This window comes from Achromobacter sp. FW305-C-28 (genome assembly GCF_058783235.1).
Genome location: NZ_JBYSYL010000001.1, coordinates 1,021,777 through 1,042,942, shown reverse-complemented (window position 1 = coordinate 1,042,942; position 21,166 = coordinate 1,021,777). Strand labels below are relative to the sequence as shown.

Below are 21,166 nucleotides of genomic sequence, written 5' to 3'. Positions count from 1 at the left end.
CGGATTATAAAGGCTCAGTGTCCGGCCAATGTCCGCTGGTAGACGTCGGCTGTGGCTTGGGCGAAACGCGTCAGGTTGAAGTCGCGCAGGCTGGTGGCGCGGGCATTGGCGCCCATGGCCCGGACCTGCTCGGGGTGGGCCAGCATGTCTCGCAGGCGCGCGGTCATGGCGGCCACGTCGCGCACCGGCACGATCCAGCCGTCGACCCCGTCGGTGACGTTTTCGGGCAGGCCGCCGGCGTTGGTGACCAGGGCGGGCAGGCCCAGGCCCATGATTTCGCGGCAGGCGAACGACAGCGCTTCGCGGTAGGACAGCACGAAACCCGCGTGGCAGGACGCCAGCGCGGCGCGCACGTCGTCGAGCAAGCCGGGAAAGCGCACCTGGTCGATCATGCCCAGCTCACGCACGCGGGCCAGCTTGGCCTCGTTGGGCGGATCACCCGCCACCAGCAGCAGTACGCGTTCTTTGTCGCCCGGCGGCAGGGCCGCGACGGCGGCGACCAGGTCGAGCCAGCCCTTGTCGTAGTCGGTGCCGCCCGCACTGCCCAGCAGCAGCTTGCCGCGCCAGTCGGGGCCGAAGAAGATCTCGCGCAGCTTGTCCAGGCTGTCAGCCGGCGGCGGCGCGAAGAACTGCGTGTCGATGCCGTGGCGGATGGTGGTGATGGGTCGCCGCTGGTAGGGCGAATCGGCCAGCAGGCGATGGATGTAGTCGCTGACGGCGATGCTGTGGTCAGTGGCCAGGGCCACCCGCAGCTTGTGGCCGAAACTGGCGACGGGGTGGTCGTTGTGCTTGGTGAAGACGATGCGCGGCCGGCGTGCCATGGCCAGCGTGGCCAGCATGACCTGCTTGTGGTCGGCCGAGCCGTTGGCGTGGATGATGTCGAAGCGGCCATCCTTGATCAGGCGGCGCAGCCGGGCGCGGTCGCCGAACCACGACGACGGGCGCGTGGTGTAGCGCATGTCCACGACCGTCACGCCGGGAATCGCCTTGGCGTAGCGGTACAACCGGCTGCTGGCGGGCGCGGCCACGGTGATCTGGTGCTGGGCCGCCAGGGCGCGCGCCAGATTGATGATGTAGGTGACGTGGCCGCCGCCGTTGTTGGCGTGGAAGTTGGTGTAGAGAATCCTCACTTCTTCTTCTCGGCCAGGAACATCAGCTTCGAATAACGGAAGAAGCTGCCCGCGGCGGCGGTGACGGCCAGCACCAGGCCGTGGCGGCCATCCAGGAAGCCGCGCCGGATCAGGTAGATGCGGACAAAGGTCCAGAAGCTGTGGCCCAGCGCGCCGAAGACGGACGTGCGCCGCCCCTTGGCGTACATCATGGCGGCGGCATCGGACGAATAGCGGTTGACCTTGGTGATCAGCGCATCCAGGTTGTCGTAGGGATAGTGATTGAAGTAGCCCTTGAGCTGCAGCGGCTGGCCATTGACCGGCACCACCCGCTCGTGCACCGCGGCGTCGTTGAAACGCGCGGTGCCGCGCTTGAACAGGCGCAGCACGTAGTCGGGCCACCAGCCGCTGTGGCGAATGTCGCGGCCGCAGAAATTCGACAGGCGCGCGATCTCGTAGGTATCGGCGCGCGGGGCGCTGATCGTTTCCTGGATTTCGCGGGCCAGTTCGGGGGTGACGCGTTCATCGGCGTCGATGGACAGCACCCAGTCGCCGGTGGCCAGGTCCAGCGCACGGTTTTTCTGCGGGCCGAAACCGGGCCAGTCGGCGGTGACTTCGACGCGCGCGCCCAGCGCCCGCGCCAGCTCGACCGTGCCGTCGGTGCTGCCGGAGTCCACCACGATGAATTCGTCGGCAAAGGCGACGGACTTCAGGCAATCGGCAATGTTGGCCGCTTCGTTCTTGGTGATGACTATGACTGATAACTTCATCCGCGATTCCTAAGACGCTTTTTCCAGGCTTTCCAGGCGTGATAGCGCGGCCCCCAGAAGGGATCGCGCGACAGCCAGATGCGCCGGTTCAGCCAGGTGCCGCCCTGGTTGCGCACCGCGAAACGGTAGATGTGTTCGGGGTCGGCGGCAGGCGTGTTCTGGCCGAAAGGGTCGGTAGTGTACAAGTGGCGAAAGCCCGCCTGCCGGGCGGCCGCGACGTAGTCGGCGTCGAAATAACCCTGCGGCCAGCAGAGGTGGTCGCTGACCTGGCCCAGGCGGCGCGTCAGCGTTTCGCGCGAATCGGACAATTCCTGGGCGATGTGGGCCCGCTTGGCGTCGACATCGGCACCGCAGACCTTGTCCCAGCGCGTGTGGGTGTGGGTATGCGAATGGAATTCGAAGGTACCGGCGGCCTGCATGGCCTCGATTTCGCTCCAGCGCAGCATGGCCTCGTCGCTGCGGCCCGCGGCCACCCACTGCTTGCAGGTGTCGTGGTCGGGCGTGGCCGGCAGCGGCAGGCCCTGCCCCGCGTGCGGCCGTACCGGGCCGTCGCCGATCCAGCCGGTGATGGTGAACAGCACGGCGCGCATGCCATGGCGCGCCAGGATCGGGTGGGCGTGGACCCAGTTGTTCAGGTAGCCGTCGTCGAAGGTGATCAGCACCGAGCGTTCGGGCGCTGGGGCGCCGGCCAGGTAGGCGGCGAACTGGTCGGTGGACAGCGACTGGTAGCCCGCCCGCGCCAGCCGCGATATCTGGGCCTCGAACACCTCGGGCACGGCGTTGATCATGCCGCCGGCCGGCGTGACGTGGTGGTACATCAGCACCGGGACGTTGGGCGCATTCATGCGCGGCGCTCCGCCAGCCACTTGGTATAGACGGCTTCGGTGGTCTCGGCCAGGCGGGCGGGCGAGAACACGCCTTCGTCCCAGACCATCTTGCGGCCGGCCTCGCCCATGCGGCGGCGCAGGTCGGTGTCGTCGATCAGCTTTTCCAGCGCGGCGGTCAGTGCGGCCGGGTCCTTGGGCGGCACCAGGATGCCGGTTTCGCCGTTGCGGAACATCTCGGACACGCCGCCCACGTCGGTGCCGATGACCGGCAGGCCGCTGGCCTGGGCTTCGACGTAGACGGTGCCGGATGCTTCCTGCTGCGTCGCCAGCGCGAACAGGTCGCAGCCGGCCAGCAGGTTGGGCACATCGCGGCGCGTGCCCATCAGGTGGATGCGGTCTTGGAGGCCGCGCTCGGCCACGTAGGCTTCGGTCTGCTCGAACACGGGCGAACCGCCCCCCACGAACACCAGGTGCAGCTTGGGGCGGCTGGCCATCAGCGGCGCGATGGCGTCGATCAGGTCTTTGTGGCCCTTGGTGGCGCGCATGACGGCCACGCAGCCCACGACCAGGTCGTCCGGCGCCAGGCCGAGTTCTTCGCGCAGGGTGGAATGTTCAACCGGCGGCGGCAACACGATAGGCGAATACACGGTGGCGACCCGTTCGGCCGGCACGCCGCGTTCGATCAGGTGTTCGCGCACGTGGTCGCTGACCGTGGTGACGCGATGCGGCAGACGAGTGTAGGACCAGAGCGAGCCGACCTTGTTGGACAGGTGACGGGTGCGCACGATGAGCGGCGTGCCCGCCAGCCGGCCGGCGGCGGCGGCAATGACGGTATCGCGGCGGCTGTGTGTATTGAGCACGTCGAAACGGCCTTCGCGCAGGATGCGGCGGATGGTGGCCACGCCCTTCAGGTAGTTGAGCGGGCCGTCCATTTCCAGCGTGTGCACGGTGAAGCCGGCTTCCGAAAGGCGTTGGGCCAGCAGCGCGTGCGGCTGGCAGATGGCTTCAAGGTGATGCCCGCGCGCGCGCATGGCATTCATTTCCTTGAAGATACGCCCTTCCTGGCCGCCGAAACTGGTGGCGGCTTCAGAGTGAACGATACGCATCAGTACGTGACCTCCACGCCGTTCGGCTTGGTCCAGGCGCTCAGGTTGGCCAGCAGCGTGTCGGCCATGCGAACCCGCCATTCTTCGCCCAGCCGCACGGTGCACAGGAAATTGTTCTTGGTGTAGACGATGTCGACCGGCACGCCGGGGATGCCGTTTTCGGGTTCGGCGCGGAAAGGGTTCAGCATCTGGCGCAGGCGCGCGGCGTCGGCCGCGCCGTTGAGCTTGACGCGCAACGACTTGGCGCGCGCCTCGCGCGCCAGCTGCAGGTCATAGAGCTGGTCGGCCACGATGCGCATGCCGCCGGAATAGTCGTCGTTGCTGACCTTGCCCTGCACGATGACCAGTTGGTCTTCGCGCAACCGGTTGCGGTGCTTTTCGTACAGCTCGTTGAACACCGAGATTTCGACCTGCGCGGTGCCATCGTCGAGCACGGCGAAGACCATCTTGCCGCGGCGGGTCATCATGACGCGCACGCTGGCCAGCACCCCGCACATCCATTGCAGGTCGCGCTGCGGCTCGACCCGCGCCAGCTGCATCGGCACGATCTGGCGCACTTCGTCGCGCCAGGCGTCGAACAGGTGGCCGCTGTAGTAGTAGCCCAGCGCGGACTTTTCTTCGGTGAGCTTCTTGTGCAGGTCCCAGGGCGCGACCTTGGCCAATTCGCCGGCCACCACGTCGCTGCTGTCGTCGCCAAACAGGGACGACTGGTTGGCGCTGCGTGCGGCCTGCTCGGCCGCTTCCATGGCGGTGGGCACCGACGCCAGCATGGCGGCGCGGTTGGGTTCGATGGTGTCGAACGCACCCGCCTTGATCAGGGCTTCGATGGTGCGGCGGTTGACGGCGTGCTTGCTGACGCGGCGGCAGAAGTCGAACAGGTTCTGGAACGGGCCGCCTTCCTTGCGCGCGCGCAGAATGTCTTCGACCGCGCCCTGCCCCGTGCCCTTCACGGCGCCCAGGCCGTAGCGCATGGTGCGCGGCGGCTTGCCCTTTTCGGTGTACTTGTCGGCCACCGGCTCGAAGCGGTAGCCCGAGAAGTTGACGTCGGGCGGCAGCACTTCCACGCCGTTGTCCTGCGCGTCGCGGCAGAAGATCTGGACCTTGTCCGTGTCGTCCATATCGGACGACATGGTGGCGGCCAGGAATTCGGTGGGGTGATAGGCCTTGAGCCAGGCGGTCTGGTACGAGATGAGCGCGTAGGCGGCCGAGTGCGACTTGTTGAAGCCGTAGCCCGCGAACTTTTCCATCAGGTCGAACAGCTTGACCGCCAGGTCGGGATCGTGGCCCTTTTCCTTGGCGCCCTGTTCGAACAGCTCGCGGTGCTTGGCCATTTCCTCGGGCTTTTTCTTGCCCATGGCGCGGCGCAGCAGGTCGGCGCCACCCAGCGAGTAGCCGCCGATGATCTGCGAGATCAGCATCACCTGTTCCTGGTAGACGATGACCCCGTAGGTGCTCTTGAGCGTACTCTCCAGATCGTTGTGGAAATAGTCCACCGCGGCACGGCCGTGCTTGCGGTTGACGAAGTCGTCCACCATGCCCGATTCCAGCGGCCCCGGTCGGTACAGGGCCAGCATGGCGATGATGTCTTCGAAGGTGTTGGGGCGCAGCTTCTTGAGCAGTTCCTTCATGCCGCGCGATTCCAGCTGGAACACCGCGGTGGTGTTCGCGTCGCACAGAATCTTGTAGGCGGCCGGGTCGTCCAGGCTGAGCGCCATGACGTCGAAGTCGCGCTTGTCTTCGTTGAACTGGCGCACGTAGCGCACGGCCCAGTCCAGGATGGTCAGGTTGCGCAGGCCCAGGAAGTCGAACTTGACCAGGCCGGCGGCTTCGACGTCGTCTTTGTCGAACTGCGAGACCGCGCTGTTTTCCTGGCCCGCCTGGCAGTACAGCGGGCAGAAGTCGGTGAGCTTGCCGGGCGCGATGAGCACGCCGCCGGCGTGCATGCCGATGTTGCGGGTCAGGCCTTCGAGCGGCTTGGCCAGGTCGACCAGGGCGCGCACTTCTTCTTCCTGTTCGTAGCGGTCCTTGAAGGCGGGTTCGTCCTTCAGGGTGCGCTCGAGCGACCAGGGGTCCATCGGGTTGAACGGGATCAGCTTGGACAGGCCGTCGCAGAACATGTAGGGCATGTCCAGCACGCGGCCGGCATCGCGCACCACGGCCTTGGCACCCAAGGTACCGAAGGTGGCGATCTGGCTCACGGCGGCGCGGCCGTATTTTTCCTTGACGTAGTCGATGACGCGTTCGCGGTTGTCCTGGCAGAAGTCGATATCGAAGTCGGGCATGGAGACCCGCTCGGGATTCAGGAAGCGCTCGAACAGCAAGTCGTAGCGGATCGGGTCCAGGTCGGTAATGCCCAGCGCGTACGCCACCAGCGAGCCGGCGCCGGAACCCCGGCCGGGGCCCACGGGCACGCCGTTGTTCTTGCCCCAGTTGATGAAGTCCTGCACGATCAGGAAGTAGCCGGGAAAGCCCATCTGGATGATGGTCTTGCATTCCCAGCGCAGGCGTTCGTAGTACTGCTCGCGCTTGGATTCGCGCTCAGCGACGTTCGGGAACAGGAACTCCATGCGCTTTTCCAGGCCTTCCTCGGACAGCTGGACGAGATAGTCGTCCAGCGTCACGCCGTCGGGCGTGGGGAAGTTGGGCAGGCGCGGCTTGCCCAGCACCAGGCTCAGGTTGCAGCGCTTGGCGATTTCCACCGTGTTGGCCAGCGCCGAAGGCACGTCGGCGAAGCGGCGGGCCATTTCCTCGGAACTGAGCAGGTACTGCTCTTTGGTGAAGCGGCGCACACGGCGCGGATTGGCCAGGATTTCGCCTTCGGCGATGCAGACCCGGGCCTCGTGCGCCTGGAATTCGTATTCGTCCAGGAACTGCACCGGATGCGTGGCCACCACCGGCAGGCCGGCTTCGGCCGCCAGGCGCATGGCGGCCTGGGTGTAGGCTTCGTCGCCGTCCATGCCGGCGCGTTGCAGTTCGATGTAGTAGCTGCCCGGGAACATCAACGCCCATTGGCGCGCCAGCGCCAGCGCCGACACGGCGTTGCCGGCGTCCAGCGCCTGGCCGACGTCGCCCCCGCGCCCGCCCGAGAGCACGATCAGGCCTTCCTGGCCTTGCAGCCATTCGCGGCGGATTTCGGCGCGGCCCTTGCCCTGGTTGGTCAGGAACGAGCGCGACAGCAGTTCGCACAGGTTCAGGTAGCCCTGATGGTTGCGCACCAGCAGCAGCACCCGGAAGGGCTTGGCGGGGTCTTCGTCGTTGGTCAGCCAGACATCGGCGCCGGCGATGGGCTTGACGCCCGCGCCGCGCGCGCCCTTGTAGAACTTGATCAGGCCGAACAGGTTCGACAGATCGGTCAGGGCCACCGCGGGCTGGCCCAGCTTGGCCACGCGCTTGATGAGGTCGGGGATGCGCACGATGCCATCCACCACCGAGAACTCGGAGTGGACGCGCAGGTGGACAAATGGGGACGGAGTTGTTACGGCTTCGGACATAGCGGAATTGTACCTAGTCGAACGGCCCAAAAACGCACCATCGGCGATTCCGCCGCCGCCTGCCGGGCGCCCCTGTGTAACAATAGACGATTGGACCTGACTCACCCGCCGCAGGACGAGATTTACGTATGAAATGGCTGATACCCGGGATCTGGCTCGCCGCCATCCTGTTCGCGCACTTCCGTGGCCGCGTCAAGCTGCCGCTGGGCCGGCAATTGCTGGATCACTCGGTGCTGCTCGCGCCCGTCAATGCCTTCATGGTGCTGGCGTCGCGCGTGCCGTCCACGCCCTACCTGACCACCAGCGAGATCGCCGAACTCAAGGTCCTGGACGACAACTGGGAAACCATTCGCGACGAAGCCGTGCAGATGGCCGAGCTGCGCCGCATCAAGGCGGCCGACAGCCACAACGACATCGGCTTCAATTCGTTCTTCAAGTACGGCTGGAAGCGCTTCTACCTGAAGTGGTATGACGCGCGCCACCCGTCGGCCGAAGAACTGTGCCCCAAGACGGTGGCGATCCTGAAGACGCTGCCCAAGGTCAAGGCGGCCATGTTCGCCGAGCTGCCGCCCGGCGGCCAGTTGAACCCGCACCGCGACCCCTTCGCCGGTTCGCTGCGCTACCACCTGGGCCTGGTCACGCCCAACGACGACGGCTGCCACATCATCGTCGACGGCGAACAGTACAGCTGGCGCGACGGCGAAAGCGTGGTTTTCGACGAAACCTACGTCCACGAAGCCTACAACCGCACCGACCAGAACCGCATCATCCTGTTCTGCGACGTCGAGCGGCCGCTGAAATGGGGCTGGGCCGAGGCGTTCAACCGCTGGTTCGGCCGGGTGGTGATGTCGGCCGCCAGCTCGCCCAACGACGGCGGCGACCAGACCGGCGCCATCAACAAGCTGACCCACGCGCACTGGGTCATCGACCAGAAGCGCAAGGCCTTCAAGGCCTGGAACCGCACGGTATACAAGGCCACCAAGTATGGCCTGATCGCGCTGGTGATCGTGGGCTTCATCGCGCTGTAGCGCGCCCGCGCCTGATGTGAGACGGCGGGCCATTCGGCCCGCCGCGCCTTCCCTGCCTACCCCGCATCGCGATCCGGCAGCGTCAGCAAGCCGGTGTGGTAGTCGTAGCCGTAGATTTCGCCATAGCGGCCCCATTCCACCGCGATCTTCAGCACGCGCTCGGCTTCGTCGGGCTTGAGGAATTCTTCCAGCGAATCCAGGAAGTTCTTTTCCGGCAGCGCGCCGGCCGGCTCCTGTTCCAGGCTGTGGCGGATGTGCGCGGCCAGCGGCACGTGCGCCAGCAACTGGCGTCCGAAGATGGCCTGCTTCTGCCCCTGGTCGGCATGCACGTAGCGCTGGCCCAGCGGCGTCAGGAAGATATCGCCCTTGTCGATCTGGGCCAGCCCGAACAGCCCCAGCGCTTCGCAGGCCGGCAGCAGGTCGTCGTCGGAAATCTCGGCTTCCTCGGCCAGCTTGGGCAGGTCGGCGCGGCCGTTGAACGGGTCTTCGGCCAGCACGTCCAGCACGCCTTCCATGCGCTCGACCTCGGTCTGCGGGAAGCGGTAGCCCAGGCCTTGCTGGCGCGGGGTGGGCACGTCGTGGGCCGGGCGCTGGGTCATCAGTGCGTAGACCTCGTCGATCAGCGCACGGACCTGCGGCGAATCGGCGTTGCGGGGCCGCGGCAGGCCGATCTGGACCTGACTGCGGATGCGGCCGGGATCGCTGGAGAAGATGATGATGCGGTCGGCCATCATGACCGCTTCTTCGATGTTGTGCGAGACGATGAGGATGCCCTTGGTGGAGATGCGGCTTTCGTCCCACAGCTCGAGCATGTCGTCGCGCAGGGTTTCGCCGGTCAGCACGTCCAGCGCCGAAAACGCTTCGTCCATCAGCAGCACGTCGGGGTTCATGACCAGGGCGCGGGCGATGCCCACCCGCTGGCGCATGCCGCCGGACAGTTCGCGCGGCAAGGCGCCGCCGAAACCGCCCAGGCCCATCAGGTCCAGCACGGCATCGGCGCGCTTGGCGCGTTCGGCGGGCGCCACGCCCTGGGCTTCCAGGCCCAGTTCAACGTTCTGCTGGGCGGTCAGCCAGGGAAACAGCGCGAACGACTGGAACACCATGGCGATGCCTGCTGCCGGGCCATATACGGGTTGGCCGCGGTAGGTGACGGTGCCCTGGTCTGCATTGACCAGCCCCGCCATGATGCGCAGCAACGTCGATTTGCCCGAGCCGGATTTGCCCAGCAGGGCCACGATTTCGCCTTCGCGCAGGGTGAAGTCCACGTGTTCGAGCACGTTGCGGGCGGTGCCGTCCGCGGCGCGGAACGACTTGCCGACATCGTGCAGTTCGATCAGGAGATTGGGATTCATTAGGACTCCTATCGGCCGCGATCTTCGGCCAGCAAATACAGTTTTCGCCAGAAAAACCGGTTCAACAGCATGACGAAGATGCTCATGACCCCGATGCCGAGCGCGATGCGGTGGAAGTCCCCCTGCTCGGTCATCTGCTTGATGTAGCTGCCCAGGCCGTCGGCCACCAGCGAGGTATTGCCCCAGGACACGTATTCGGCCACGATGCTGGCGTTCCAGGACCCGCCGCTGGCCGTGATGGCGCCGGTGATGAAGCTGGGGAACACCGCCGGCAGGTACACCCGGCGCCACAGCAGCCAGCCTTTCAGGCCCAGGTTGCTGGCCGCCAGGCGCAACTCATTGGGAATGGTCGACGCCCCCGCCACCACGTTGAACAGGATGTACCACTGAGTGCCGAAAATGATGAGCGGGCTGAGCCAGATGTTGGGGTTCAGTTTCAACGCCACCATCACGAACACCACGGCCGGAAACAACAGGTTGACCGGGAATGCCGCAAGGAACTGCGCCACGGCCTGTACCCGCTGCGAATACTTGGGCCGCAGGCCGATCCAGACGGCAATGGGCACCCAGATGGCCGAGGCCAGGCCGATCAGCACCATCACCCGCACCAGCGTGATGCCGCCCAGGCCGACCACGTGCAGCACTTCGGCCCAGCCCACTTCCGCATGCACGAAGACCACCAGCTTGTAGGTGGCCAGCAGCGCGCCGGCAGCCAGCAGGGAATCCCAGATGCGGGTCCAGCGCGGGTCCGGCGCCTTGGCGCGGGCGCGGATCGAGGTGCCATCGTACGACACGCTGAACCAGCCCAGCGCGCGGCGCATGCGCGCCCAGAACAGGTTGGACAGGGCCTGCATCCAGCGGCTGCGACGGGTCCAGTCCAGCAGCCAGGACTGCTGGGCGACGTCGGCCTGCGACTCCTCGAAGCGGAACTTGTCGGCCCAGGCCAGCAGCGGGCGGAAGAACAGCTGGTCGTAGAGCAGGATGCCGGCCATCATGGCGCCGATGGCCCAGGCGATGGCGCGGCCGTTCTCGGCGTCGATGGCCACGGCGATGTACGAGCCGATGCCGGGCAGCTTGATGTCCTGCCCGGCCACCGAAATGGCTTCGGCCGCCACCAGGAAGAACCAGCCGCCGGACATGGACATCATCATGTTCCAGAGCAGGCCCGGCGTGGCGTAGGGCAATTCCAGCCGCCAGAAGCGCTGCCAGCCCGAAAGGCGGAAGACGCGGGCGGCCTCGTTCAGTTCGGCCGGCACCGTGCGCATGGACTGGTACAGGCTGAACGCCATGTTCCAGGCCTGCGAGGTGAAGATGGCGAAGATCGCCGCGCATTCCACCCCCAGCAGGTTGCCGGGGAACAAGGCGATGAACGGCGCGATGGCGATGGCCTGAAAACCCAGGATCGGCACCGACTGCAGGATGTCCAGCATCGGGATCATCGCTTTTTCAGCCGTGCGGTACTTGGCGGCGATGGCCGCGAAGACGAAGCTGAACATCAGCGAGAAGGCCAGCGCCGTGAACATGCGCAGGATGGTGCGCAACAGGTAGTACGGCAGGTAGATCGGGTCCAGCGAGATGGGCAGTTCTTCGCCGACGGCGAAGGGGCGGCTCATCTGCGAGGCGCCGTAGGCCATGGCGGCCAGCACCACCAGGACCAGGGGCAGTAGCGCCCAGTCCCAGCGGTTGGGCGAGGAGCGGGACGACGAGGACGGGCGGGTCCGGGTGCTGAAAAGCTCGAACATGTCGGCAATGCTCCAGGGAGCGGCGGGGAAAGGCCCGCGCATTGAAGCATAACCAGATGACGCGTCTCTGAACGGAAAACGACTGAAATCTGCCTGTAATACGGGACGGCTCGCGCCGCCCCGTCGTCAGCGTTGCAGGGACTCCCAGCTTTTCATCAGCCGCTTAACCGAAACCGGCATAGGCGTGCGCAATTCCTGCGCAAACAGCGCCACTCGCAGCTCTTCGAGCAGCCAGCGGAACTCGTCCAGGCGGGGGTCGGGCGCCCCCTTCAGGGCCGAGCGGGCCCGCTGGTACTGGGTGAGCAACGGTGCCATTTCGGCCACCAGCTTGGCATCCCGCCCCGGGTCGGCGCGCAGCTTGTCGATGCGCGCCACCGCCGCCTTCAGGTAGCGCGGATAATGGGACAACTGGGCGTAGGGGGTGTCGCGGATGAACCACTTGGGCATCAGCGCCCCCAGCTGCTGCTGCAGGTCGGCGTAGGCGGCGGCGTGCGGCTTGGCCTGCGGCAGCTTGCGCTGCAGGGCCGCGTATTCCGTCAGCACCGTGCCGGCCAGGCGGGCAACTTCCTGGGCCAGCAGGCCCAGCCGGCCCTTGCCTTCGGTGCGGCGGGCCTCGAACTGCTGCTCGTTGACCGGCCAGGGCTCGGCCAGGCAGGCCTGGCCCAGGGCGCAGTCGATGATCTGGTCCCGCAGCTCTTCCTGCGTGCCCAGCGTCATGTAGAGCATGCTGATCCTGGTCAGGTCGGCCAGGTTCTTTTCCAGGAACTTGACCTGCTCGCGCAGGCCCAGCCGGAACAGCTTGAGCAGGCCCGCGCGGTGGGCCTTGCGGGCCTCGTCGGGGTCGTCGAACACGTCCAGGTCGCAATGCGCGCCCCGGTCCACCAGCGCCGGATAGCCGATGACCGACTGGCCGCGGCGCTTGATCTCGAGGATCTCCGGCAACGGGCCGAACGACCAGGAGGTCAGGTTTTCATGCGCCAGCGCCTGGGCCACCTGCGTATCGCTGGCCGCCAGTTGCTGGAAGGTGGCCTGGGCCTGCTTGCCGAATTCGGCGCGCAGCTGGGCCAGGTTGCGGCCGGCGGACAACATGCGGCCATGTTCGTCGACCACCCGGAAGTTCATGAACAGGTGGGCCGGCAGGGTTTCCAGCTTGAAATCGGCCACGGCCGGGCGCACCTGCACCTGGTCCCACATATCGGCGATCAGGGCGTCGACCAGGCCCATCTGGGGATCGGCCATGCGCTCGAACCAGCGGTCATAGAAACCGGCGGCGTAATCGGGCAGCGGCACGCAGTGGCGCCGCAGCTTCTGCGGCAGCGACTTGAGCAGCAGGTGCGCCTTTTCCTTGAGCATGCCCGGCACCAGCCATTCGCAGCGCGCCGGATCGATCTGGTTCAGGGCGAACAGCGGCACCGACAGCGTCACGCCGTCGCGCGGCGAACCGGGCTCGAAGTGGTAGTCCAGCGCCATCGACACGCCCTGCCACTCGACCTTCTTGGGAAAGACGTCGGTGGTGACCCCGGCGGCCTCGTGCCGCATGAGTTCGTCGCGCGTCAACATCAGCTTGGCGGCCGCGGCCTTGTCCAGGCCGGCCACCCACTTTTCCAGCGTGGCGGTCTGCGAGATGTCGGCCGGCAGTTGACGGTCGTAGAAGGCGTAGATCAGCTCGTCGTCGACCAGGATGTCCGGGCGGCGGGTCTGGTGTTCGAGCTTTTCGATGCCGGCGATGAGCTTGCGGTTGTGGGCCACGAAGGCCAGGCGGGTATCGATCTCGCCGGGCACCAGCGCCTGGCGGATGAACAGTTCGCGCGCCTCGCGCGGATGCACGCGGCCGTACTGGATGCGCCGGCCGGTGTAGATGGTCAGGCCATACAGCGTGGCGCGTTCGTTGGCCACCACCTGGCCGGCCTTCTTTTCCCAGCGCGGGTCCGACCAGTTCTTGCGGATCAGGTGGGCGCCCACCTTTTCCAGCCAGACCGGGTCGATGCGGGCCACGCAGCGCGCGTACAGGCGGGTCGTCTCGACCAGTTCGGCGGCCACGATCCAGCGCCCCGCCTTCTTGACCAGGCGCGAACCGGGATGGATGTGGAAGCGGATGTCGCGGGCGCCCTGGTAATGGCCGCCCTCGTCGCTCTTGAAGCCGATATTGCCGAGCAGGCCCGACAGCAGCGCCAGATGCAGCTGTTCGTAGGTGGCTTCGACCTGGTTGACGCGCCAGCCCTGCTCGCCCACCAGGGCGGACAGCTGGGTATGGACGTCGTGCCATTCGCGCAGGCGGATGGGCGACAGGAAGTTCTGCCGCAAGAGGCCCACCAGCTTGCGCTGCGAGGCCTTGTGCTGGACTTGTTCGCCGTACCAGCGCCAAAGCTTCAGGAAGGAAATGAATTCGGACTTGTCGTCGGCGAACTTGGCATGCGCGGCCTCGGCGGCCTCGCGTTCCTGCATGGGGCGGTCGCGCGCGTCCTGCACCGACAGGGCCGAGGCGATGATCAGCATTTCGGCCAGGCATTGCTGTTCGCGCGCGGCCAGGATCATGCGGCCGATGCGCGGGTCGACCGGCAGCTTGGCCAGTTCGTGGCCCGTCTGGGTCAGCACGAACGAGGCGCCGGTGCGGGTGGCATCGGTGTCGTCGTCGGCCGAGGCCAGTTCGATGGCGCCCAGTTCCTGCAGCAAGTGGTAGCCGTCGGCCACCGCCCGCCCCGGCGGGGCCTCGACGAAGGGGAACTGCTCGATGTCGTCCAGCTTGAGCGACTTCATCCTCAGGATGACCGAGGCCAGCGACGAGCGCAGCACTTCGGGGTCGGTGAAGGCGGCGCGGGCGTTGAAATCGGTTTCGTCGTAGAGCCGGATGCACACGCCCGGCCCCACGCGGCCGCAGCGGCCGGCGCGCTGGTTGGCCGAGGCCCGGCTGATGGGCTCGATGCGCAGCTGCTCGACCTTGTTGCGCCACGAATAGCGCTTGATGCGGGCCAGGCCGCTGTCGACCACGAAGCGGATGCCGGGCACCGTCAGCGAGGTTTCGGCCACGTTGGTGGCCAGCACGATGCGCCGCGCGTTGCCGCGCGGATGGAAGATCTGTTCCTGTTCGGCCTGCGACAGGCGCGCGTACAGCGGCAGCACCTCGGTGCCGGCCGGATGGCGTTTGCGCAGGGCCTCGGCCGACTCGCGGATCTCGCGTTCGCCGGGCAGAAACACCAGCACGTCGCCCGGACCATGGCGGGCGCATTCGTCCACCGCATCGACGATGGCGTCGATCAGGTCGCGCTCTTCGTCGCCGGACATGCGTTCGCGGTCGCGCCCGGCCTTGGCGGGGGGTTCGTCTTCGGCGGGTTCTTCCCGTACCGGGCGGTAGCGCAGTTCAACCGGGTACAGGCGGCCCGACACTTCGATGACTGGCGCGGGCTTGTCTTCGGACGCCGCAAAATGGCGGGCAAAGCGCTCGGCGTCGATGGTGGCCGACGTGATGATGATCTTCAGGTCCGGGCGCCGCGGCAGCAGCTGCTTCAGGTAGCCCAGCAGGAAGTCGATGTTCAGGCTGCGTTCGTGCGCCTCATCGATGATGATGGTGTCGTAGCGGCGCAAAAGCGGGTCGCGCTGCGACTCGGCCAGCAGGATGCCGTCCGTCATCAGCTTGATGGACGCGTTGGGGCCGGTGCGGTCGTTGAAACGCACCTGGTAGCCCACCACCTCGCCCATCGGCGTGTTCAGCTCTTCGGCGATGCGCTTGGCCACGGACGTCGCGGCCAGCCGGCGCGGCTGGGTGTGGCCGATCATCTTCTGGCGGCCGCGACCCAGTTCCAGGCAGATCTTGGGCAGCTGGGTGGTCTTGCCCGAGCCGGTCTCGCCGCTGACGATCACCACCTGGTGGTTGGCGATGGCGCGCGCGATCTCCTGGCGCCGCGCGCTGACGGGCAGGTCTTCGGGGTAGGAAACGGCCGGAATGGGCCGTTCGGGGCGGGGCGCCCGGCGCTCGGCCTGGGCCGCGCCGTCGGCCCGCGGTTTTCCGGGGGCACGGGTCGACCCGTCGGCCGCTACAGGCGGCCGCGGGCGGGAAGATTCTGGCATGTACGATTTGTCCGGTTAGCTGCCTATTATATAAACGCCCCGCGGTCATATAATTTCGGCACGCCGCCCTTGCGACGGCGCGTTGACGCGGCCCCTGCCGCGTTGTTGCCACTCTCAGGAATTGCCCCATCCATCATGCCCGACCTGGAACCAGACACTGTCTCCGCCCTTGAAGCCCCTGAATTCGCCCCTGCCCAGTTCGTCCGATGGTTCCGAGATGTGGCGCCCTATGTGCATGCGTTCCGAGGCAAGACCTTCGTGGTGGCGTTTGGCGGTGAATTGGTGCAGGCCGGCGCGCTGAACGCGCTGGTCCAGGACTTGTCGCTGCTGTCCTCGCTGGGCATCCGGCTGGTGCTGGTGCACGGCTCGCGCCCCCAGGTCAACGAACAACTGCGCCTGAAGGGCTTCACCCAGCAATTCGACCGCGGCCTGGCGCCCACTGACGCCGCCGCGCTGGAATGCGCCAAGGAAGCTGCCGGCGAGATCCGCCTGGATATCGAGGCCGCCTTCAGCCAGGGCCTGCCCAATACGCCGATGTCGCACGCCCACATCCGCGTCATTTCGGGCAATTTCGTCACCGCCCGCCCCACCGGCGTGCTCGAAGGCGTCGACTACAAGCACACCGGCCAGGTGCGCAAGATCGACGTCGACGCGCTGAAGTTCGCCATCGAAAAGGGGTCGTCGGTCGTGCTGCTGTCGCCGCTGGGCTTCTCGCCCACGGGCGACGCCTTCAACCTGGCCATGGAAGACCTGGCCACCAGCGTGGCCGTGGCGCTGCGCGCCGAAAAACTGATCTTCCTGTCCAGCGGACAGGGCGTGCTGAACGAAGACGGCACGGTGGACACCGAACTGGCCCGCGTGGATGCCGACGGCCTGCTGGCCGCCGGTTCGCTGGACGAAGAAACCGGCGCCTACCTGCAATACGCGTCGCTGGCGGTCAAGCGCGGCGTGGCCCGCGCCCACCTGGTGCCCTTCGCGCTGGACGGCAGCGTGCTGCTCGAGATCTTCACCCACGACGGCGTGGGCACCATGGTGGTCGAAGACACCCTGGACGACCTGCGCCCGGCCACCATCGACGACGTCGGCGCCATCCTCAGCCTGATCGAGCCGCTGGAGGCCGACGGCACGCTGGTGCCGCGCCCGCGCAGCGTGGTCGAGCGCGACGTGGAAAACTTCACCGTGCTCGAGCACGACGCCGTCATCTACGGCTGCGCGGCCCTGCACACCTTTGCCGACGAGCAGATGGCCGAAATGGCCTGCCTGATCGTCCACCCCGAATGGCAGGGCTCGGGCGAAGGCGAAATCCTGTTGCGCCACATGGAATCGCGCGCCCGCGCCACCGGCGCCAAGCGCCTGTTCGTGCTGACCACGCGCACCTCGCACTGGTTCATGAAGCGCGGGTTCGTGCAGGGCGGCATCACCGACCTGCCGCGCGAAAAGCAGAACCACTACAACCGTTCGCGCAACAGCCTGGTGTTCATCAAGAAGCTGTAACGCCCGGCCCTACCCGCAGGGTCCGAAGGGGCTTGGCGCCGTCCGCGCGCCAAGCCCGCTAAAATGCCCCATTACCTATTCTTTCCGGCAGCGAACCATGGCCCGTACCGTCAACTGTGTGAAATTGAAGCGTGAAGCCGAAGGGCTGGATTTTCCGCCCTACCCCGGCGAACTCGGCACCCGTATCTGGCAAAGCATTTCCAAGGAAGCTTGGGAAGAGTGGAAGCAGGTGCAGACGCGCCTGGTCAACGAAAACCGCCTGAACCTGGCCGACGCCCGCGCTCGCAAGTACCTGCAGCAGCAAATGGAACGTTTCCTGTTCGAGGACGGCAGCGTCGAGGCCCAGGGCTACGTCCCGCCCTCGGCCTGAGCCCCGCCGCGCCGCCGCGCGCGGCACGCCTGTGAAGCCCCTCGCCCGCGAGGGGCTTCGCGCTTTTGCGGCCCGCCCGGCCGCCCGCCCCCGCACTGGCCTTAAGATTCCGATATCGCAGGCCGTATTAATGCTGTCATGAACGAAGAACCGAGTTCCGCCGCCACGCCCGATCTGCCCCCGGCCATCCGGCGCGCGTTGGGCATTGCCCCCGACCGCAAGCGCGGCACGCTCGACGACGTGCGGCACGTCGTCATCCTGATGCAGGAAAACCGGTCCTTCGACCATTATTTCGGGGCCCTGCCGGGCGTGCGCGGGCTGGCCGACCCGCATCCCGTGCCCACGGCCGCCGGCAACGTCCTGACCCAGGCCCATAGCCGGCAGACCCTGCGCCCCTATGCGCTGCACGCCGAATGCGCCAGCCACACGCCGGTGGGCTACATCACCCCGCATACCTGGGACGACGCCCAGCGCGCCTGGAACGACGGCCGCATGGACCAGTGGCTGGCCGCCAAGAGCCGCCTGGGCCTGGGCGCCTACCGGCCCCACGAAGTGCCGTTCCAGACCGCGCTGGCCAATGCCTTCACCGTGTGCGACGCCTACCACTGCGCCATCCATGCGGGCACCAATCCGAACCGGCTGTTCCTGTGGACCGGCACCAACGACCCGCTGGGACGCGCCGGCGGCCCCGCGCTGGTCAATACGTTCGACCGCCTGGGGCCGGCCGACCAGGGCTATGGCTGGACCACCTACCCCGAACGCCTGCAGGCCGCCGGCATCGACTGGCGCATCTACCAGGACATGGCGGACAACTTCCACGACAACCCGCTGGCGGGCTTTCGGCAGTATCGCCGCCAGCACGCCAGCACGGCCGTGGACGCCCCGCTGCGCGACCGCGCCCTGTCGACCCATACCCTAGATGACCTGGCGCGCGACGTGGACCAGGGGACGCTGCCGCAGGTGTCCTGGATCATCGCCCCCACCGCCGATTCCGAGCATCCGGAAGTCTCGTCGCCGCGCCAGGGCGGCGCCTATACCGAACGGGTGCTGGATATCCTGACGCGCAACCCCGCCGTCTGGAGCGGCTGCGTGTTCCTGGTCACCTACGACGAAAACGACTGCTTCTTTGACCACATGCCGCCGCCCGCGCCGCCGGCCCGCCCCCAGGGGAGCCAGGCGGGCAGCCACTCGGGCGGCCTGTCGACGGTGGAACTGGACGGCGAATACCACGACGCCCGCCACGGTCCCAGCGCCGGCACTCCGGACGATCCTCCCGCCCTGCACGGCCGCGGCTTCGGCATGGGTCCGCGCGTGCCGATGCTGGTGGTGTCGCCCTGGAGCCGGGGCGGCTGGGTCAATTCGCAGGTGTTCGACCACACCTCGGTGATCCGCTTCCTGGAGGCCCGCTTTGGCGTGCCCGAACCCAACATCAGCGCCTGGCGCCGCGCCGTGGCCGGCGACCTGACGTCGGCCTTCGACTTCGCGGGCGACCGCGGTTCGCTGCACGCCGACAGCATCCGCCACGCCTGCGCCCTGCCCTACGCGCTGGAGACCGTGGGCCGCATGACGGCCGACGGCGAGCACTACCGCCTGACCTTCCGCAACCCCGGCACCGCCGGCGCCGTGCTGCACGTGTACGACCGCCTGGCGCTGGACCGCGCCCCGCGCCGCTACACCATCGGCGCAGGCGCGCGGCTGGACGACGGCTGGCGCCTGGACGCCCATGGCGCCTACGATCTTTGGCTGCTGGGCCCGGATGGCTTTCATCGCCAGTTCCGCGGCGACGCACGCGACGCCGGCCTGCTGGAAACGCAATTGGTGCCGGTGACTTCGGGCGTGCGCCTGCGCCTGATCAACCACGGCGACCAGCACCAGCCGGTGCTGATCGAGTCGCGCATGGGCGATGGCTGGCGCGCCATGGCGCACGTGCAGGCCGGCGGCGCGCTGGAACTGAAATACGCCGGCTGCGAAGGCTGGTACGACCTGGAAGTGACCGCGCAGGCGCTGCCCACGTTCGGCCGCCGCCTGGCCGGACGGATCAACCCCGGCAAGTCCGGCGTGCCCGACCCGCGGCTGTGCCAGGGCGCCGCACTGCCGTCGGCGGCCACTGCCAGCCTGTAGACCCGCCGCGCCCTTCGCGCGCCCAACAAAAAACCCCAAGACGCCAGCGCTTGGGGTTTTCTCTTGCCTTGCCGGCCTGCGGCAAGGCGTTAGCGTAGATCAGGAATCCTGCGATTCGGCCGGCGTGTCTTCTTCGCCGCGCGCCAGGCGCTCGGTGTTCTTCACGCCGGTGTGGCGCACGTCGGCGCCCTTGACCATGTAGATCACGCGTTCGGACATGTTCTTGGCGTGGTCGCCAATGCGTTCCAGGGCGCGGGCAATGAAGATCATGTCGATGGCGCGCGAAATGGTGCGCGGGTCTTCGATCATGTAGGTGATCAGGTGGCGCAGCGCGCCCTTCCATTCCTTGTCGACTTCCTTGTCGCTGCGCACCACGGCGGCGGCCAGGATCGGGTCGAGGCGGGCGAAAGCGTCCAGGGCCTGGTGCAGCATGGTGCGCACGTTGGAGGCCATGTGGCGCAGTTCGATCACCGGAATGTGCGGCATGTCGGCTTCGTGGATGCGGCGGGCCACGGTGGCCACTTTCTCGGCCTCGTCGCCCGAGCGTTCCATGTCGGTCAGCATCTTGGACACGGCCATCAGCATGCGCAGGTCGATGGCGGTAGGCTGGTGGCGGGCCAGGATGCGGCTGATGCTTTCGTCGATCTCCACTTCGTGGCGATTGACTTCCTTTTCGCGCTCGCGCACTTTTTCAACCAGCGTCAGATCGCCGCTGGCCAGCGCGTCGATGGCCTCCTGGATCATGGCTTCGACCACGCCGCCCATTTGCAAGAACTGCGAACGGACGCTTTCCAGATCAGCGTCGAACTGCTTGTTTGTATGCTCCGTCATCCGGGCTCCCTGCGTGGTTGATCTCATTGCATTGCCCCGATATGAAAGAGTTTCTCGAGATGGGCCTGCACAACCGGCAAGGTTATGACCCAAGTGTGACAGGATTATGAATCGCGGCCCCGCCCCCGGCAAGCGCGGGCGGAGCGCACCGGCTGCGCGCTCAGGCGCGGCGGTCCAGGCGGCGGATGCCGCTTTGCGTGGCCAGCAGCGCCACGTCGGCGCCGGCGATGGCGAACAGGCCGACGGTCACGACGCCCGCCAGGTTGTTGATGCGGGCTTCCAGGCCCGGCGCGTCGGTGATCGACAGGCCGGCCACGTCCAGGATGATGTTGCCGTTATCGGTGACAAAGCCCTCGCGCAGGCGCGGCTGGCCCCCCAGCGCGACCATGGCGCGGGCCACGGATTCGCGCGCCATGGGAATGACTTCGAGCGGCAGCGGGAACTTGCCCAGCACCTGCACCAGCTTGGATTCGTCGACGATGCAGACGAAGCGCTCGGCCACCGAGGCCACGATCTTTTCGCGCGTCTGCGCGCCGCCGCCGCCCTTGATCATGTGCAGGTTGGCGTCGATTTCGTCGGCGCCGTCCACGTACAGGGGCATGGAGGTCACGTCGTTCAGGTCCAGCACCTTCAGGCCGTGGCCCGCCAGGCGCGCCGCGCTGCGCTCGGAACTGGCGACCGTGCCACCGATACGGCCCTTGAAACGCGCCAGGCCGTCAATGAAAAGATCGGCCGTGGAGCCGGTGCCCACGCCGATGATGACATCGGGGCCGGCGACCTGTTCAACGAGTTCCAGGGCCGCGTCGGCGGCTTGCTGCTTGAGTTCTTGCTGGGTGAGCATGGCGGGAAAAAATGCGATT

Annotated in this window: 14 protein-coding genes; 4 read left to right on the top strand and 10 right to left on the bottom strand. The window is 67.1% G+C overall.

Annotated features, from left to right (window positions below):
- Nucleotides 1-14 precede the first annotated feature (14 nt).
- Genes AC3WMR_RS04835 through dnaE form a run of 5 tightly spaced genes read right to left on the bottom strand, consistent with a single transcriptional unit; the run spans nt 15 to nt 7,303 of the window.
- Nucleotides 15-1,130 carry a glycosyltransferase family 4 protein gene (locus tag AC3WMR_RS04835; protein ID WP_492262839.1) on the bottom strand — a complete coding sequence of 372 codons (1,116 nt, stop codon included), beginning with the start codon at nt 1,128-1,130 and terminating at the stop codon, nt 15-17.
- Nucleotides 1,127-1,879: a glycosyltransferase family 2 protein gene (locus tag AC3WMR_RS04830; protein WP_492262838.1), complete on the bottom strand. Its 753-nt coding sequence runs from the start codon at nt 1,877-1,879 to the stop codon at nt 1,127-1,129. Before AC3WMR_RS04830 ends, AC3WMR_RS04835 begins: the two co-directional genes overlap by 4 nt.
- Nucleotides 1,876-2,724 (bottom strand): polysaccharide deacetylase family protein, encoded by an 849-nt coding sequence (locus AC3WMR_RS04825; protein ID WP_492262837.1) that lies wholly within the window; start codon nt 2,722-2,724, stop codon nt 1,876-1,878. Before AC3WMR_RS04825 ends, AC3WMR_RS04830 begins: the two co-directional genes overlap by 4 nt.
- A complete protein-coding gene (locus tag AC3WMR_RS04820) occupies nt 2,721-3,812 on the bottom strand; it encodes a glycosyltransferase family 4 protein (RefSeq protein ID WP_492262836.1) in 1,092 nt (363 codons plus the stop codon). Before AC3WMR_RS04820 ends, AC3WMR_RS04825 begins: the two co-directional genes overlap by 4 nt.
- Nucleotides 3,812-7,303, bottom strand: a complete 3,492-nt coding sequence (gene dnaE / locus AC3WMR_RS04815; protein WP_492262835.1) for a DNA polymerase III subunit alpha — start codon at nt 7,301-7,303, stop codon at nt 3,812-3,814. Before dnaE ends, AC3WMR_RS04820 begins: the two co-directional genes overlap by 1 nt.
- A 128-nt stretch (nt 7,304-7,431) precedes the next feature.
- Here dnaE and lpxO point away from each other — a divergent pair, with 128 nt between their 5' ends.
- On the top strand, nt 7,432-8,331 hold the full coding sequence (gene lpxO, locus AC3WMR_RS04810; protein WP_025141162.1) for a lipid A hydroxylase LpxO: 900 nt from the start codon (nt 7,432-7,434) through the stop codon (nt 8,329-8,331).
- A gap of 56 nt (nt 8,332-8,387) precedes the next feature.
- Here lpxO and AC3WMR_RS04805 read toward each other — a convergent pair whose 3' ends face one another.
- The 3 genes from AC3WMR_RS04805 to hrpA form a co-directional block, all read right to left on the bottom strand.
- Nucleotides 8,388-9,683, bottom strand: a complete 1,296-nt coding sequence (locus AC3WMR_RS04805) for an ABC transporter ATP-binding protein (protein WP_175194642.1) — start codon at nt 9,681-9,683, stop codon at nt 8,388-8,390.
- Between the two features lie 8 nt (nt 9,684-9,691).
- The gene (locus AC3WMR_RS04800) at nt 9,692-11,425 is read right to left on the bottom strand and encodes an ABC transporter permease (RefSeq protein WP_492262834.1); all 1,734 of its coding nucleotides are present in this window, start codon (nt 11,423-11,425) and stop codon (nt 9,692-9,694) included.
- A gap of 126 nt (nt 11,426-11,551) precedes the next feature.
- Nucleotides 11,552-15,490 carry an ATP-dependent RNA helicase HrpA gene (hrpA, locus tag AC3WMR_RS04795; protein WP_492262833.1) on the bottom strand — a complete coding sequence of 1,313 codons (3,939 nt, stop codon included), beginning with the start codon at nt 15,488-15,490 and terminating at the stop codon, nt 11,552-11,554.
- 135 nt (nt 15,491-15,625) lie between these two features.
- Between hrpA and argA the strand changes: the two genes are divergently transcribed.
- The 3 genes from argA to AC3WMR_RS04780 all read left to right on the top strand — a co-directional run bounded on the left by argA (nt 15,626) and on the right by AC3WMR_RS04780 (nt 19,475).
- Entirely contained in the window at nt 15,626-16,984 is a 1,359-nt protein-coding gene (gene argA, locus AC3WMR_RS04790; protein ID WP_025141158.1) for an amino-acid N-acetyltransferase, read from the top strand.
- Between the two features lie 97 nt (nt 16,985-17,081).
- Nucleotides 17,082-17,354 carry an oxidative damage protection protein gene (locus AC3WMR_RS04785; protein ID WP_006384045.1) on the top strand — a complete coding sequence of 91 codons (273 nt, stop codon included), beginning with the start codon at nt 17,082-17,084 and terminating at the stop codon, nt 17,352-17,354.
- Between the two features lie 138 nt (nt 17,355-17,492).
- The gene (locus AC3WMR_RS04780) at nt 17,493-19,475 is read left to right on the top strand and encodes a phosphocholine-specific phospholipase C (protein ID WP_492262832.1); all 1,983 of its coding nucleotides are present in this window, start codon (nt 17,493-17,495) and stop codon (nt 19,473-19,475) included.
- A 99-nt stretch (nt 19,476-19,574) separates the two neighbouring features.
- On the opposite strand, the gene phoU is transcribed toward AC3WMR_RS04780, so the two are convergent.
- Both phoU and rpiA read right to left on the bottom strand, forming a co-directional pair.
- On the bottom strand, nt 19,575-20,306 hold the full coding sequence (phoU, locus tag AC3WMR_RS04775) for a phosphate signaling complex protein PhoU (protein WP_025141156.1): 732 nt from the start codon (nt 20,304-20,306) through the stop codon (nt 19,575-19,577).
- Between the two features lie 160 nt (nt 20,307-20,466).
- Nucleotides 20,467-21,147 (bottom strand): ribose-5-phosphate isomerase RpiA, encoded by a 681-nt coding sequence (rpiA, locus tag AC3WMR_RS04770; protein WP_492262831.1) that lies wholly within the window; start codon nt 21,145-21,147, stop codon nt 20,467-20,469.
- Between the last annotated feature and the right edge of the window lie 19 nt (nt 21,148-21,166).

Coding starts and splice junctions, on each gene's coding strand:
- AC3WMR_RS04830 (WP_492262838.1), bottom strand. CDS start 1,879: ATGAAGTTATCAGTCATAGTCATCACCAAGAACGAAGCGGCCAACATT.
- AC3WMR_RS04825 (WP_492262837.1), bottom strand. CDS start 2,724: ATGAATGCGCCCAACGTCCCGGTGCTGATGTACCACCACGTCACGCCG.
- AC3WMR_RS04820 (WP_492262836.1), bottom strand. CDS start 3,812: ATGCGTATCGTTCACTCTGAAGCCGCCACCAGTTTCGGCGGCCAGGAA.
- dnaE (WP_492262835.1), bottom strand. CDS start 7,303: ATGTCCGAAGCCGTAACAACTCCGTCCCCATTTGTCCACCTGCGCGTC.
- lpxO (WP_025141162.1), top strand. CDS start 7,432: ATGAAATGGCTGATACCCGGGATCTGGCTCGCCGCCATCCTGTTCGCG.
- AC3WMR_RS04805 (WP_175194642.1), bottom strand. CDS start 9,683: ATGAATCCCAATCTCCTGATCGAACTGCACGATGTCGGCAAGTCGTTC.
- AC3WMR_RS04800 (WP_492262834.1), bottom strand. CDS start 11,425: ATGTTCGAGCTTTTCAGCACCCGGACCCGCCCGTCCTCGTCGTCCCGC.
- hrpA (WP_492262833.1), bottom strand. CDS start 15,490: ATGCCAGAATCTTCCCGCCCGCGGCCGCCTGTAGCGGCCGACGGGTCG.
- argA (WP_025141158.1), top strand. CDS start 15,626: ATGCCCGACCTGGAACCAGACACTGTCTCCGCCCTTGAAGCCCCTGAA.
- AC3WMR_RS04785 (WP_006384045.1), top strand. CDS start 17,082: ATGGCCCGTACCGTCAACTGTGTGAAATTGAAGCGTGAAGCCGAAGGG.
- AC3WMR_RS04780 (WP_492262832.1), top strand. CDS start 17,493: ATGAACGAAGAACCGAGTTCCGCCGCCACGCCCGATCTGCCCCCGGCC.
- phoU (WP_025141156.1), bottom strand. CDS start 20,306: ATGACGGAGCATACAAACAAGCAGTTCGACGCTGATCTGGAAAGCGTC.
- rpiA (WP_492262831.1), bottom strand. CDS start 21,147: ATGCTCACCCAGCAAGAACTCAAGCAGCAAGCCGCCGACGCGGCCCTG.